The sequence below is a fragment of the Janthinobacterium sp. BJB446 genome, assembly GCF_002735655.1.
Classification (GTDB): domain Bacteria; phylum Pseudomonadota; class Gammaproteobacteria; order Burkholderiales; family Burkholderiaceae_D; genus Janthinobacterium; species Janthinobacterium lividum.
This window is the reverse complement of the sequence record NZ_PDZK01000001.1, coordinates 176,032-188,303: the sequence shown is the minus strand read 5'-3', so window position 1 is coordinate 188,303 and position 12,272 is coordinate 176,032. Positions and strand designations below refer to the sequence as shown.

Annotated in this window: 18 protein-coding genes; 9 read left to right on the top strand and 9 right to left on the bottom strand. The window is 62.5% G+C overall.

Going from position 1 to position 12,272, the window contains the following annotated elements:
* Nucleotides 1-8 precede the first annotated feature (8 nt).
* A complete protein-coding gene (locus CSQ92_RS00910) occupies nucleotides 9-563 on the bottom strand; it encodes a hypothetical protein (protein ID WP_046682431.1) in 555 nt (184 codons plus the stop codon).
* Nucleotides 564-829: 266 nt separating this feature from the next.
* Here CSQ92_RS00910 and CSQ92_RS00905 point away from each other — a divergent pair, with 266 nt between their 5' ends.
* The 3 genes from CSQ92_RS00905 (at nucleotide 830) to CSQ92_RS00895 (ending at nucleotide 1,843) form a co-directional block, all read left to right on the top strand.
* Nucleotides 830-1,276 (top strand): glycine zipper 2TM domain-containing protein, encoded by a 447-nt coding sequence (locus CSQ92_RS00905; RefSeq protein WP_034786328.1) that lies wholly within the window; start codon nucleotides 830-832, stop codon nucleotides 1,274-1,276.
* A gap of 67 nt (nucleotides 1,277-1,343) precedes the next feature.
* Complete coding sequence (locus tag CSQ92_RS00900; RefSeq protein WP_010396415.1) at nucleotides 1,344-1,496, top strand: DUF3309 family protein; 153 nt, start codon at nucleotides 1,344-1,346, stop codon at nucleotides 1,494-1,496.
* A gap of 44 nt (nucleotides 1,497-1,540) precedes the next feature.
* Complete coding sequence (locus CSQ92_RS00895) at nucleotides 1,541-1,843, top strand: hypothetical protein (protein WP_143450253.1); 303 nt, start codon at nucleotides 1,541-1,543, stop codon at nucleotides 1,841-1,843.
* A 28-nt stretch (nucleotides 1,844-1,871) separates the two neighbouring features.
* Here the strand turns inward: CSQ92_RS00895 and CSQ92_RS00890 are convergent, their stop codons facing one another.
* The 7 genes from CSQ92_RS00890 to CSQ92_RS00860 all read right to left on the bottom strand — a co-directional run bounded on the left by CSQ92_RS00890 (nucleotide 1,872) and on the right by CSQ92_RS00860 (nucleotide 6,248).
* Entirely contained in the window at nucleotides 1,872-3,026 is a 1,155-nt protein-coding gene (locus CSQ92_RS00890) for a patatin-like phospholipase family protein (protein ID WP_099394538.1), read from the bottom strand.
* Between the two features lie 135 nt (nucleotides 3,027-3,161).
* Nucleotides 3,162-3,500 carry a hypothetical protein gene (locus CSQ92_RS00885; RefSeq protein ID WP_099392979.1) on the bottom strand — a complete coding sequence of 113 codons (339 nt, stop codon included), beginning with the start codon at nucleotides 3,498-3,500 and terminating at the stop codon, nucleotides 3,162-3,164.
* A 21-nt stretch (nucleotides 3,501-3,521) separates the two neighbouring features.
* Entirely contained in the window at nucleotides 3,522-3,908 is a 387-nt protein-coding gene (locus CSQ92_RS00880) for a phage holin family protein (RefSeq protein ID WP_034758936.1), read from the bottom strand.
* 18 nt (nucleotides 3,909-3,926) lie between these two features.
* Nucleotides 3,927-4,229, bottom strand: a complete 303-nt coding sequence (locus CSQ92_RS00875; protein WP_034786336.1) for a DUF883 family protein — start codon at nucleotides 4,227-4,229, stop codon at nucleotides 3,927-3,929.
* Nucleotides 4,230-4,287: 58 nt separating this feature from the next.
* Nucleotides 4,288-4,848, bottom strand: a complete 561-nt coding sequence (locus tag CSQ92_RS00870; RefSeq protein ID WP_370385375.1) for a ferritin-like domain-containing protein — start codon at nucleotides 4,846-4,848, stop codon at nucleotides 4,288-4,290.
* 63 nt (nucleotides 4,849-4,911) lie between these two features.
* Entirely contained in the window at nucleotides 4,912-5,811 is a 900-nt protein-coding gene (locus CSQ92_RS00865; RefSeq protein ID WP_099392978.1) for an OmpA family protein, read from the bottom strand.
* A 32-nt stretch (nucleotides 5,812-5,843) separates the two neighbouring features.
* Nucleotides 5,844-6,248: a DUF4398 domain-containing protein gene (locus CSQ92_RS00860; protein WP_051992010.1), complete on the bottom strand. Its 405-nt coding sequence runs from the start codon at nucleotides 6,246-6,248 to the stop codon at nucleotides 5,844-5,846.
* Nucleotides 6,249-6,506: 258 nt separating this feature from the next.
* Between CSQ92_RS00860 and CSQ92_RS00855 the strand changes: the two genes are divergently transcribed.
* On the top strand, nucleotides 6,507-8,543 hold the full coding sequence (locus CSQ92_RS00855; protein ID WP_099392977.1) for an AsmA family protein: 2,037 nt from the start codon (nucleotides 6,507-6,509) through the stop codon (nucleotides 8,541-8,543).
* A gap of 181 nt (nucleotides 8,544-8,724) precedes the next feature.
* Nucleotides 8,725-8,943 carry a glycine zipper 2TM domain-containing protein gene (locus CSQ92_RS00850; protein ID WP_034758955.1) on the top strand — a complete coding sequence of 73 codons (219 nt, stop codon included), beginning with the start codon at nucleotides 8,725-8,727 and terminating at the stop codon, nucleotides 8,941-8,943.
* A gap of 88 nt (nucleotides 8,944-9,031) precedes the next feature.
* On the opposite strand, the gene CSQ92_RS00845 is transcribed toward CSQ92_RS00850, so the two are convergent.
* Nucleotides 9,032-9,808 (bottom strand): Crp/Fnr family transcriptional regulator, encoded by a 777-nt coding sequence (locus CSQ92_RS00845; protein WP_092612473.1) that lies wholly within the window; start codon nucleotides 9,806-9,808, stop codon nucleotides 9,032-9,034.
* A 190-nt stretch (nucleotides 9,809-9,998) separates the two neighbouring features.
* Between CSQ92_RS00845 and CSQ92_RS00840 the strand changes: the two genes are divergently transcribed.
* From CSQ92_RS00840 to CSQ92_RS00830, 4 genes are all read left to right on the top strand, one after another.
* Entirely contained in the window at nucleotides 9,999-10,661 is a 663-nt protein-coding gene (locus CSQ92_RS00840) for a glycine zipper 2TM domain-containing protein (protein WP_099392976.1), read from the top strand.
* A gap of 168 nt (nucleotides 10,662-10,829) precedes the next feature.
* A complete protein-coding gene (locus tag CSQ92_RS00835) occupies nucleotides 10,830-11,072 on the top strand; it encodes a hypothetical protein (protein WP_034786348.1) in 243 nt (80 codons plus the stop codon).
* A 183-nt stretch (nucleotides 11,073-11,255) separates the two neighbouring features.
* Complete coding sequence (locus CSQ92_RS28550; RefSeq protein WP_010396376.1) at nucleotides 11,256-11,402, top strand: lmo0937 family membrane protein; 147 nt, start codon at nucleotides 11,256-11,258, stop codon at nucleotides 11,400-11,402.
* A 202-nt stretch (nucleotides 11,403-11,604) separates the two neighbouring features.
* Nucleotides 11,605-12,240, top strand: a complete 636-nt coding sequence (locus CSQ92_RS00830; protein WP_034786394.1) for an OmpA family protein — start codon at nucleotides 11,605-11,607, stop codon at nucleotides 12,238-12,240.
* Nucleotides 12,241-12,272 lie beyond the last annotated feature (32 nt).

The following is a 12,272-nucleotide window of genomic DNA, read 5'->3' as shown; positions in this document are numbered from 1 at the left end:
GAGGGAGCTCAGTAACCGAACTGGGTTTTTGCAGCCTTGATACAGTCATCCTTGGCTGCGCCGGCTAATGCATCGCATTTTTCTGTCGCGACCTTGTACTCGGCTTTTCTTTTTGCTTCACGCGCATCGCTGCGCGCTTCGATGACTTTCTTGTCTGCCTTGGCATCGGCCAGGGCCGCCACCTTGGTGGACTTGGCCAGCTTGACGCAGACATCCTTGTCGTTGCCCGTCAGCGCATTGCAGCGCGCCAGGTCGACGTCGTAATTGGCATCGGCAATCTTGATGCGCGCCTTGGTGTAGGCGCGCAGGGTATTCGTGTATTGCGCCTGGGCCACAGCTTCATCGTAGGTGCGCACGGCCTTTGCTTCGGCGATGCAGACATCCTTCGGGTTGCCCGTGATTTTTTCGCATTCGGCATGGGCCAGCTTGTAATTCAGGCCCGCCTGTTCATTGGCCGCCTTGTAGGCTGCTTTTGCTTCCGGCGTGGCAGCCACGGCCTGGCCGCCCCAGGCGGCGCACGCCAGGCTGACAACGATGGCGGTGAAAAGCTTATTCTTGTTCATGTATTTCTCCCTGGTAGTGACAAGCATGTCTGCTTGGCATGACTACCGTTTTACGTGGATCGCCGCCTCTCTTCTGTACGCTGCCGTACACAAGTAATTTATTTTGAAAGCGGAAGGCAGACAGGGATAAATAACAACGTTTTGCTGGATCGTCCCGGTAAAAAATACCATTTTCGGCACCAAATAAGTACGTGCGGCAGCGTACAGACCGGAAACAGGGGCATGACTAAGATGGCACTACACCCTCACCTCGTCAGGAGAATAAAATGAAAACCAACGCCACCTTGGCTGCACTGATGCTCGCCGCCACCGCCGCACTGAGCGGTTGCGCCACCGGTCCTTCCCAGTCACAACAATATTACCCGGCCAACCAGCCTGAATCCGCCATGTACGGCACCGTCGACTCCATCCAGATCGTGCAGGGCGGTGGACAAACCAGCGGCGCGGGCGCCGTGGTCGGCGGCATCGCCGGCGCACTGCTGGGCAATACCATCGGCTCGGGCGGCGGACGCACGGCCGCCACCGTGGCGGGCGCCGTCGCCGGCGGCGTCGTGGGCAACCAGGTGGAAGGCCGCAGGCAGCAAGCGCAGGCCTACCAGATCAGCGTACGTCTAGACAACGGCGAATACCGCACCGTGGTGCAGGACAACGCGAATGATCTGCGCCCGGGCAACCGCGTGCGCGTCGTTGACGGCCGCGTCTACCGCTATTAATTTTCGGCGGAGCTTGCCAACAGGCAGCCGCCATCCCGCATGAGTCGTACGATAACAAGGAGTTGCCATGGGCACCATCATTCTGATCATCTTGATCCTGGCCCTGGTCGGCGTCCTGCCTACCTGGCCGCATAGCCGCAACTGGGGTTACGGCCCCAGCGGCATCGCCGGCCTGGTCGTAGTGATACTGATTCTGCTATTACTGACGGGCAGGTTGTAAAAAAAGGCGCTGCGGCGCCTTTTTTATTTCAAGGAGGAACTATCATGACTATCCACAACACACTCTTGGCCACCCTGTTCGCCTGCAGCCTGGCGCCACTGGTACTGGCCCAGACGGCCACGCCGCAACCGGGCGACCCGCAACGCTGGTACCAGGAAGACAGCACGGCGCAAGCCCAGCTGCGCACCCTGCGCAAGGAAATCGCCGCCGCCCTGGCCGAGGCCAAAAAAGCCTGCCGTTCGGAACCATCCGCCGCGCGCGCCACCTGCCTGAAGGATGCGCAGGACACGTATCGGCAAGACATGGCGAACGCGGAAAAACTGCGCGAAGCGGCCCATCCGCAGTAGTGAAGCGTACTCTTGCGACTCGGCCTGATCAGGCGGCGTCGCGCTCGTAGGGCGGCAGTTCGTGCACCACGAGTGGCGTATCTTCCGTGACAAAGGCCAGCCAGCCGGCCGCCTTGATCGCGCGCAAGCCATCCTGGTAACCCTGCTCCCAGCGCCACTCGATGGAGCCCCGGGAAAAATTGATATCCTTGGCCGCCATGTGCCAGTCGCGCCCCGCATACGGCAGACGCACGATGTGCATGGTGCTGTCGCAACCGAGCGCCACCAGCTCTTCCGTCTGCTGGCGGTTGTGCTTGGTATCGGGCAGGCCGGCGTACAGTTCGCGCAATTTGCGCTGCAAGGTATGCGTATTGACGTAATCGGCGATATGCCGCTTCGAGCGCGACGCGAAGGTCACGTCCTTTTGCCGCGTCTGCACTTCGTCGAGGGTGGTCGGTTCCGGTCCTTCCGAACTCCACAGGTCGACCATGAAGACCAGGGTGTCGACGTGGGGCGTGTCGTCAAGCACGGTTTCCAGCGGCGTGTTCGAGTACAGGCCACCGTCCCAATATAAATCGCCATCGACGCGCACGCCGGCAAAACCGGGCGGCAAGGCGCCGCTGGCGCGGATATGGTCCGCCGTCAGGGGCTGCTGCTGGCGGTCGAAACTGGTGAGACTGCCGCATTTGACGCGCAGGGCGTTGACGGTCAGGCGCATGCCGCCGGGCTGGTTCAGGTAATCGAAATCGACCAGATCCTCGAGGGTGCCGGCCAGTTCGCTGGTGTCATAGAAGCTGGCCTCTTCCGGCTTGACGGCGATTCCGACGGGAAACAGGCTGAAGGCGCGCGGCTTGAAGAAGCCAGGCACGCCGCGCAGCACCGTATCGAGCGTGGCCAGCCAGATGTTCGAGCGGCGCTGCTGGTCCGATACCAGGTTCATGTCGATGCTGTCGCGGTGCGCCACGCGCTGCCAGAATTCCTTCAGACGCACGAGCCGGTCTTCGTGCTTGTTACCCGCCAGAATGGCGGCATTGATGGCGCCGATCGAGGTGCCCACCACCCAGTCGGGCGCCAGGCCATGTTCGTGCAGCGCGTGGTAGACGCCGGCCTGGTAGGCGCCCAGTGCGCCGCCGCCTTGCAGCACCAGCACGATGCGCAGGCGCGAAGGATTTAACTGATTGATCGGTGTCTTTGAATTCGTCATCAAGATAGCCCTCTGTCCGCCGCGCGGGTGCGGCGTGAATCATTGTAAGGGATTGCGCCTGCACGTGCCGGACGTTGGGTACGGGCAAAAAAAAACGCCGTCAATGACGGCGTTCCTGTACAACACGGCTGGCGTTCAGCGCTTGCGGCGCAGCCAGCTGGCGGCGACGGCGGCCACGGCCACGAGGACCAGGGCCGGCTTGACCAGCTTCTTGCGTCCGACAAACGATAGCGCCGTCAGCACATAGGGCATGGCGCCTTGCAAACGCATGCCGCCCGGCGCCAGCAGGGATTCGACGCGGTGGCCGGCAAAGCCGACCGCCGTTTCGACCACGCCCTGCAGCATCGATTCCGGGCGCAGCGCATAGCCCACGTTGGCGCGCGCATGCACGATGCCCACGCGGTACATTTCGCCCTGGGCGATCAGCAGGCGCTTGCGGGCGGCTTGCGCCGCCAGTTTGTCGTTGTCCGACATGAATTCTCCTCGTAATGCAGCTTACATCAGCATGTCGCGGTCAGCCTTCAATTCCGCCATGGTGGCCGGCATGGACAGCTTTCCTTGACGCAGCATGGCGCGCGCATACATGACCAGGGCGATGGCCAGCAGTACGAACACGACCGTCATGATCGCCAGGATCTTCCAGCCCAGGCTATCCCAGGCCAGAAAGACGATCAGCACGCTGCCGTAAGCGATGGCAAACAAGCCCGCCACGGTCGCCAGCGCGAAAATGACAATCAGCTGCAGCATGTGATTGCGCACTTCCGACAGTTCGATGGTGGCCAGTTCCAGCCGCGACAACATCAGTCCGACGGCGTTTTTGGCCAGGCCGGCGACCGAGCCGATCAATCCCGGCCCCTGGTGAGACGAAGCAGACTTGTCCATATCGCTCCTGACAGTGGATTACTTGCGGCCCAGGATGAAGCCGACCAGTACGCCGACGCCAGCGGCGACGGCCACCGTGCGCCATGGGTTTTCCTTGACATAGCCGTCAGCCTGGGAGGCGAGCTGCTTGGTGGCAACGATGGCCGACGCTTGCGCTTCATGCGCCTTGGCCAGGGCGGCATCCAGGGTTTTCATGCCCTTGACGCGCACTTCATCGGCTTTTTCGCCGGTCAGGGCGGCAGCGGCGCTGAACAGGGCTTGCGCATCCTTGACCAAGGTTTTGACATCGTTATTGACGGTGGTGATATTGTTTTCCAACATGGTTTAGCTCCTTAGCTGTGGATGAATGTAGTTACTATACCTACTTTACTCAAAAACACTATTCCATTAGATCGCGCATATCATCGGCGTGCTCTTCCTCAACAGCCATGATCTTGATCAACAAATGGCGTGTGGTCGGGTCTTTGTCGCCGATTTTCACGATCATCTGGCGATACGACTCGATCGCTACCCGTTCCGCGATCAGATTGGCACGCACCATGCTCTGCACGTCTTCGGAGTCATCATACTCGGCATGGCTACGCGCAAGCAATGTTGCAGGATTAAAATCTGGCTTGCCATTCAATTGCACGATGCGTTCAGCCAGCCAGTCGGCGTGCTCCTGTTCCTGCTGCGCATGCTCAAGGAACTCGGCCTTGATGGTGCCGTTGTCGCGTCCGCTCACCGTGTAGTAATGGCGCTTGTAGCGCGCAATACACACCAGTTCGGTGGCCAGCGCCCCATTCAACAGGGTAATCAACTCCTGGCGGTCGGCCTGGTAGCCGGCCGTCACGGCGCCATCGTCCAGGTTTTTGGCGGCAGCGCGGATGGCTGCCGTATCGATACCAGCTGGAATCTCAACAGATGTTTGGGTCATGATGTTTCCTTTCAAGTCTTGCATGGGTATCCACCGGCCAAGCTTCGGCCGGTGCTGCCTTTCTACTTCCGCGTCAGGCGGCGCGGCTTAACGGCGGGCGGGAATGGCCGTGTTATCTTCCGACAAGACAATTTCCACCCGGCGATTCAGCTGGCGGTTCGACGCCGTGTCGTTGCCGGCGGCCGGATAGGCGGCGCCATAGCCTTTCGTGGCGATGCGGTCACGGCTGATGCCTTGCTCCAGCAGCGCATTGCGCACGGATTCCGCGCGGCGTTGCGACAATTCCAGGTTGTGCGCGGAGCCGCCCGTGCTATCCGTAAACCCTTCGATCAGCACGGTGCGCTGCGGGTTGTTTTTCAGTACATCGGCCAGCTTGCGCGCCGTATTTGCGCCATCGGCCGTCAGGTTCGCCTTGTCCGTGCCAAACAGCACGTCACCCAGGGTGATCACTATGCCACGTTCCGTTTTCTTGGCGGCCAGGTCGGCCAGCTGCGCTTCGAGTCCGGCGGCGCGCGCTTGCGCATCGCGGGCCGACGCTTCGGCCGCTTGCGCCTGGGCCTTGGCCGCTTCCGCATCCGCCTGCGCCGACTGGGCGCGAGCCGTGGCCTGGTCCGCCTGCTGCGTGCGCGCATCGAGGCGCAACTGGTCGCGCTGCTTGCCGGCGTTGGCGATATCGGCTTCCGCGGCCTTCTGCTTGGCGACTTCTTGCGCCGTGGCTATCTTTTGCTTGGCCAGGTAGGCCAGCTTGTCGACTTTTTCGCTATCTTCCTGGCGCGTGGCGGCCGCGTTTGCCGCTTCCAGCGCAGCGCTCGCTTCGCGGAATTCGCGTGGCGCATAGGTCGACACGATCGGGTTCGATTGCGCCGCCATGTAGTCGCCGCGGGTCTGGTCGAGCAGGCTGGTGGTGGTCGGTGCGGAGCTGCAGGCGGCAACCAGAGCGGCCATGGCCAGCAGGCCGGGAATGGTAGTGTAGGTAGCTTTTTTCATGATGGGGTCCTGTTGTCAGTTATTGTTGTTAGTTATTGTTTTGGCGCTTGCTGATTGGCACGGTCGAGCTCTTCGCGCATGACGCGGATGTTCTCGTTGATTTCATCAGCGGCGCTGGTGGCCTTGGCCGAATTGGCCTTGCTTTGCGCCAGCTTGGCATCGGCTTGCGCCTGGTCCGCCAGGTCGCGCGCCGTCTTGTAGTCGCGGTCTTTCAAGGCCTGGTTAGCCATGCGCATTTTTTCGCGGGCCGAACGCATTTCATCGGGCGCCAGGTCGGCGGCGCCAGCGCTGGCAGCGTTATCGACAGCGGCGCGCGACACGGCGACATCGGCCGTAGCCGGCGTTTTCAGGCTGGAGCAGCCCGTCATCAGGACGACAGCGGTGGCGCAGGCGGCCAAGGCGGCCAATGGGGACATCTTGAAATCTCGGTTTGTCATTTTTCTTCTCCTGGAGAATGTTAAGCAATAGGGTTCATACGTCGGTGCATCTGGAATCAGGAACTGCGTTTGATGTATGACGTTATAGGCTCCGGCTCCCCGCATATCCGTTCGGTGCCGCACATAGGGTAAGAAATCGACAATACTTGCATGGGCAACGTGCGCCAGCGCACGTGCCCGCCAGCAAAACCTGAAACAGGCCCGGCTTTGAAGCGATTCCTGTAGCATCGCAACTACTTGTCCAGAAAGAATCAGCTTATGCCGCTCTCCCGCCGTCAGAAAATCGCCCTCGCCAGCACCGCCGTGCTCATCGCCCTGCCCGTCACGGCTTCCATCATCGTGCTGAACATGGACTGGAACCGCGCCAAGCCCTGGCTCAATGCGCGCGTCAGCGATGCGTTGGGAAGGCCGTTTGCCATCGAGGGCGACCTGGCGCTGACGTGGCAGCAGCCAACGGCTGGCGGGCAACAAAGCTGGCGCGACTATCTGCCGTGGCCGCACCTGCAGGCAAAGGACGTGCGCCTGGGCAACCCGAGCGCCATGACGGACACGGATGGCCAGGCACAGCTGGCCAGCGTCAGCCAGCTGGCGTTCTCGCTCAATCCGCTGGCCCTGCTCGACAAGAAAATCATCATTCCGCAATTGCGCTTCGACACGCCGCAGGTGCGCTTGCTGCGCAACAAGGATGGCAAGAACAACTGGACCTTCGACAAGCAGGACCAGCCATCGCCTTGGCAGCTGGAATTGCAAAGCGTGGTCTTCAGCAAGGGCACCGTGTACCTGGACGATGGCGTCAGCAAAACGGCGATGCGCGCCGACGTCGACACCATCGCGGACGATGCGCGCTACGGCATCGCCTGGACCTTGTCCGGCAAATACCATGGCGAAAGCATCAAGGGTGGCGGCAAGGCCGGCGGCGTACTATCGCTGCAGCAGCAGGGCACGCCCTTCCCCATCCAGGCCGACATGCGCGCGGGCGGCAGCAGCGTGGCCATCGAAGGCACCCTGACGCGCCCGGCCAACCTGGCCGCGCTGGACGTGCGCCTGAAGCTATCCGGACCCAGCATGGCCCGGCTGTATCCATTGACGGGCGTGCTGTTGCCGGAAACGCCGCACTTCAGCACGGAAGGCCATTTGACGGCGACCCTGGCGCCGCGCGGCGGCGAGTGGGTGTACGACAAGTTCAGCGGCAAGGTGGGCTCCAGCGACGTCCAAGGCAAGCTGGCCTTTTCCGCCAGCACGCCGCGCAAGCGCCTGACGGGGGAAGTCCACTCGCGCCTGCTGCAATTTTCCGATTTGGGTCCGCTGGTAGGCGCCGATTCCAGCGCCAGCAAGAAGGAACGGGGCGTGCCGTCGACGCAGCCGGCCGGCCGGGTCTTGCCGGTGGAAACCTTCAAGACGGAACGCTGGACCAGCCTGGACGCCGACGTGCGCTACACGGCCGACAAGATCACGCGCGATGCCGAACTGCCGATCAGCAAGCTCGACACGCATGTGGTGCTGACGGACGGCGTGCTGTCCTTGACGCCGCTCAACTTCAATGTGGCGGGCGGCACCCTGACGTCGCAAATCAAGCTCGACGGCAGCGGCAAGGTCATCGCCAACGGCATCGCGGCCGAGCTCAAGGCCAGCGCCCGACATCTGCACATCCAGCAGCTGTTTCCCCGCCTGCCGGCCCTGCAGGCGAGCGTGGGCGAAATCAATGGCGACGCCTCGCTGTCGGCGACGGGCAATTCCGTCGCAACCCTGCTGGGCAGCTCGAACGGCGAAGTGCGCGCGCTGATCAACCGTGGCAGCATCAGCAAGCTGCTGCTGGAAGAAATGGGCTTGAATATCGGCAGTGTCGTGCTGGCCAAACTGGCGGGCGACAAACAGGTCAAGCTGAACTGCATGGCCGCCGATTTCGCCGTCACCAAGGGATTGATGCGCACGCGCCAGTTCATCGTGGACACGGATGACGCCGTCCTGAATATCAACGGCACGGTAAACCTGGCCGATGAACGGCTGGACCTGACCCTGCGTCCGGACAGCAAGGGCTTGCGCATCTTTTCGCTGCGCTCGCCCCTGTATGTGCACGGCACCTTCAGCAAGCCCGACGTGAGCGTCGACAAGGGAGTGCTGGCCCTGCGCGCCGGTGGCGCCCTGGCGCTGGCCGTGGTGGCGCCCGTGGCGGCGCTGCTGCCGCTGGTCAATACCGGCCCCGTCGAGGATAGCGAATGCGCGGCACTGCTGGCCCAGGCACGCGTGAAGCCGGTGGCGCCGAAACCGGGCAAGGCGCCGCGCAAAAACCGGTAAGTCACACGTAGCCGTGCACGATTACAATTGTTACACCCCTATGTGCGTTGCCGAACAGACCCTGCCTTGCCACAATCCTATTCTGTAATCGTGCCTGAAACACCCAAGACGTGGCGATACGAAGTCTCACCGGCCCATACCATGCCGGCGCCACGAGGTCCGAATTCATAGGAGAACTATCATGCAAATCATTAAAAAAATCGCCGCTACCACTTCCGTTGCCGCCCTGCTGCTGAGCTTGACCGCTTGCGCCAACATGTCCGGCCAGGATAAAAACACGGCCATCGGCGCTGGTGTCGGCGCCGTTGCCGGCTCCGTGCTGACGGGCGGCAGCGCCGTCGGCGCAGTCGGCGGCGCCGCAGTCGGCGGCGTGATCGGCAACCAGGTCAAGCCGAAGTAATTATTGATCGAGAAAGCGGGGTGGGTGCCCAGGCGCCCACCCCGCTTTTTTGCGTCTGCGGCAGAAGGATGAACGCCAGCAGGAAGAATCAGACGAAGACGTTGGCCATGCCGATGGCGCCGCTATCCTTGACCAGCTCGTAGCAGCGGCAGGACACGGCTTCCAGCCCCGCCGAATCGAGGATCTCGATATTGCCGCGGCTGTAGGTGATGAGTTTTTGCTGTTGCAGCGCGCTGGCCGCCTTGGTCACGCCGACCCGCCGCACGCCCAGGGTGTGGGCAAGAAATTCATGCGTGAGGTGAAATTTTTCCGACTGCAGGCGGTCGCGCGTGATCAGCAGCGAACGGGCCAGGCGCGCCTCGAGCACGTGGAAGCGGCTGCACACGGCAATCTGGATGGCTTGCGCCAGCAGGGTGTCCGTATAGCGGTACAGCAAACGCTGCAGGGACTCGAGCTGGGCGAACTCGGCGCAGAACTCGGCCCGCCCGATGCGGCTGGCCGTACCGGAACGCTGCACCACGGCACGCACTTGCGCCAGGTCATGACCGAGCGCGACGGACGCGCCCAGGACGCCTTCGCGGCCGACGGAGCCCACTTCCAAGGTCATCCGGCCTTCCGCCACGGCCAGCAGCGAGATCAGGCAATCGCCAGGGAAATAGATGTGGCCGATAGGCTGGCCCGGTTCGTACAGCACCTCGCCCACCTCGACCGTGACGGTATCGAACAGCGCCGTCAGGTGCCGCAAGTCGTGCTCGGGCAGGCTGGCCAGCAGGCGGTTGCCGGCGTCAAGCGCGCCCACGGGCGAACCCAGGCCGGATCGGCCTGCATCGCGGGACAGGGTCATGCTGGCAGTCGTTGGTGGCATTGCTTTTCCTTGGTGTCGTTACAACTCGACATAATTTTTACTTAGCCTACGGTGCAGTACCGGCCCTGTATGTACGGTGACGCACGGAAGCGGAGCAAGCGGCACAGCACACTGGCAATACACGCACAGAACAAGCATCAACAAACAGAACACGCAGCACCCTTTATTTAAAATAACCAAGGAGCCTTCCATGACTACCACCACCAAATCCCTCCATCCGCTGGTGCTTGCCGCCGCCGTCGCCGTCCTGCTGTTTTGCGGCGTCGGCACGGCTGCCCTGATGGGCTGGCTGCCTTCGTCCCAGGGCGATAGCCAGCCACTGGCGGCCAGCACCTCGGCCGAACAAATGGCCAACCTGCAGGCAAACCAGCCGCCAGCAAACTTGCAACCGGCCAGCGCGCAGCCGCTGGCCGCCCTGCCACAGCAGCAGCAGCAGCAGCAGCAGCAGCAGCAGCAGCAGCCAGTGCGCCAGCCGCAACCGCAGCAACAATACGCGGCAGCCCCGGCGCCGCAGGTATGCGCCAATTGCGGCGTGATCGAAGCCATCCATGAAGTCAATACGCGCGCCGAAGGCAGCGGCGTGGGCGCGGCTGGCGGCGCCGTCGTCGGCGGCTTGCTGGGCAACCAGGTGGGCGGCGGCCACGGCAAGCAACTGGCCACCGTGCTGGGCGCGGTCGGCGGCGCCGTGGCCGGCAACCAGATCGAAGGCAGCGTGCGCGCCACGCGCAGCTACAACATCGTCGTGCGCCTCGATAACGGCAAGACGCGCACCGTGCACCAGAGCGCCGCGCCAAACTGGCGCCAGGGCGACCGCGTGCGCGTCGTCAACGGCGGCTTGCGCGCCATCGGCTAAGGCATGGGCCGCAGCGCTGCCGCCGCTGCAATAAGTTGCAAATTCAACACACGCCCGGCTTGTCCGGGCGTTTTCTTTTTAACAATGTTCGTTGGCGTACAGATGAGCTTGCCGTCCCGCGAGATGATGCATTCAGGAAAGTTCAACGAAACTCATCAAGGAGTAGCCATGCAAGACGACAAGGCAGGCAGCAACAGGATCTGGCTGGGCTTTATAGGCGGCGGCTTGCTGGCCACCGCGCTGGGCTTCTGCGCGCTGGACTTGGCGCCTGAAGCGGGCGGCCCCGTGTTCGGCGTCATGCTGCTGCTGACGGGCGGCATGGTCAGCTGCCTGGCCGGCGCCGTCGGCATGGCCGGCATGCTGGCATGGGTGCCGGGCATGGCCGATGAACACGCCGACCGCTCACGATAGTTGAGTCTTGTGTACGACAGCGTACAGAACGCAAGGGAAACAAAGTAGACACTTAGTCATGGCATCAGCGTTCAGCGACCCAGTCGCCGCGCAATGACAAGAACCGATGACGGCGCCACGCGCCAGCGCCTGCAAGGCCAAGGCCGTCGCCGTCATCCACACATTACTCTCGGAGGACACATCATGCTGTATACAATCGCCGTCGTACTCATCATTCTTTGGCTGCTGGGCCTGGTAACTTCCTATACCATTGGCGGCTTCATCCACATACTGCTGGTGGTCGCCGTGATCATGGTGCTGCTGCGCCTGATCAGCGGACGCGGTTTATAGAGGCCAATTTACTGGCCAGACGGGGCGGCGCGCGTGCGAACGGGCGCCGCCCTTTTGCCTGTAGTGCGCGCACACTGGCACGCCGCGCCATTTTGCAGTAACGTGTGCAGGTAATTCCTGGGTATGTCCCAATAACAAAACAAGGAGAAAATCCATGAAAGAAGTATTCAAAAAAGGCCCTGGCGCCAAATCCCTGATCGGCATGCTGGTGATCGCATTGGCCGCCAGCGGCTGCGCGGACATGTCCGCCACGCAACGTGGCACGGCCACGGGCGCCGGCGTCGGCGCGGGCCTGGGCGCCTTGATCGGCGGCACCACCGGTGGCGGCAGCAGCGGCCGCACGGCCGGCGGCGCCCTGATCGGCGCGGCGGCGGGCGCAGTGATCGGCAATATCTGGTCGAACCGCATGGAAAACCAGAAGCGCGCGATGGAACAAGCGACACAGGGTACTGGTGTGCAAGTGACGCAGACGGCCGATAACCGCCTGAAAATGGAAATCCCCAGCGATATTTCCTTCGACACCAACCGCGCCGACATCAAGGGCAATTTCCGCCCCATCCTCGACCGCTTTGCCGCCACCCTGAACGAAAACCCGAACACCACGGTCAGCATCATCGGCCATACGGACAGCACGGGCAGCGCTTCCATCAACGAACCGCTGTCGGTGGAACGCGCGGCCCACACGCGCGACTACCTGTCCATGCGCGGCGTCTCGCCGACCCGCGTCGTCACGGAAGGCCGCGGCGCCCGCGAGCCGATCGCCTCGAATGCGGATGCATCGGGACGCGCACGCAACCGCCGCGTGGAAATCTACGTAGCAGAGCTCGCTCCCCGCTAAGGCCGGGAAATCGCCATAAAAAAAGCCCGCTG

Excerpts from the sequence above, each read along its gene's own strand:
- CSQ92_RS00890 (WP_099394538.1), bottom strand. The coding sequence starts at position 3,026 with ATGACGAATTCAAAGACACCGATCAATCAGTTAAATCCTTCGCGCCTG.
- CSQ92_RS00885 (WP_099392979.1), bottom strand. The coding sequence starts at position 3,500 with ATGTCGGACAACGACAAACTGGCGGCGCAAGCCGCCCGCAAGCGCCTG.
- CSQ92_RS28550 (WP_010396376.1), top strand. The coding sequence starts at position 11,256 with ATGCTGTATACAATCGCCGTCGTACTCATCATTCTTTGGCTGCTGGGC.
- CSQ92_RS00855 (WP_099392977.1), top strand. The coding sequence starts at position 6,507 with ATGCCGCTCTCCCGCCGTCAGAAAATCGCCCTCGCCAGCACCGCCGTG.
- CSQ92_RS00835 (WP_034786348.1), top strand. The coding sequence starts at position 10,830 with ATGCAAGACGACAAGGCAGGCAGCAACAGGATCTGGCTGGGCTTTATA.
- CSQ92_RS00860 (WP_051992010.1), bottom strand. The coding sequence starts at position 6,248 with ATGACAAACCGAGATTTCAAGATGTCCCCATTGGCCGCCTTGGCCGCC.
- CSQ92_RS00905 (WP_034786328.1), top strand. The coding sequence starts at position 830 with ATGAAAACCAACGCCACCTTGGCTGCACTGATGCTCGCCGCCACCGCC.
- CSQ92_RS00850 (WP_034758955.1), top strand. The coding sequence starts at position 8,725 with ATGCAAATCATTAAAAAAATCGCCGCTACCACTTCCGTTGCCGCCCTG.
- CSQ92_RS00895 (WP_143450253.1), top strand. The coding sequence starts at position 1,541 with ATGACTATCCACAACACACTCTTGGCCACCCTGTTCGCCTGCAGCCTG.
- CSQ92_RS00880 (WP_034758936.1), bottom strand. The coding sequence starts at position 3,908 with ATGGACAAGTCTGCTTCGTCTCACCAGGGGCCGGGATTGATCGGCTCG.
- CSQ92_RS00900 (WP_010396415.1), top strand. The coding sequence starts at position 1,344 with ATGGGCACCATCATTCTGATCATCTTGATCCTGGCCCTGGTCGGCGTC.
- CSQ92_RS00865 (WP_099392978.1), bottom strand. The coding sequence starts at position 5,811 with ATGAAAAAAGCTACCTACACTACCATTCCCGGCCTGCTGGCCATGGCC.
- CSQ92_RS00840 (WP_099392976.1), top strand. The coding sequence starts at position 9,999 with ATGACTACCACCACCAAATCCCTCCATCCGCTGGTGCTTGCCGCCGCC.
- CSQ92_RS00870 (WP_370385375.1), bottom strand. The coding sequence starts at position 4,848 with ATGCAAGACTTGAAAGGAAACATCATGACCCAAACATCTGTTGAGATT.
- CSQ92_RS00845 (WP_092612473.1), bottom strand. The coding sequence starts at position 9,808 with ATGCCACCAACGACTGCCAGCATGACCCTGTCCCGCGATGCAGGCCGA.
- CSQ92_RS00910 (WP_046682431.1), bottom strand. The coding sequence starts at position 563 with ATGAACAAGAATAAGCTTTTCACCGCCATCGTTGTCAGCCTGGCGTGC.
- CSQ92_RS00875 (WP_034786336.1), bottom strand. The coding sequence starts at position 4,229 with ATGTTGGAAAACAATATCACCACCGTCAATAACGATGTCAAAACCTTG.
- CSQ92_RS00830 (WP_034786394.1), top strand. The coding sequence starts at position 11,605 with ATGCTGGTGATCGCATTGGCCGCCAGCGGCTGCGCGGACATGTCCGCC.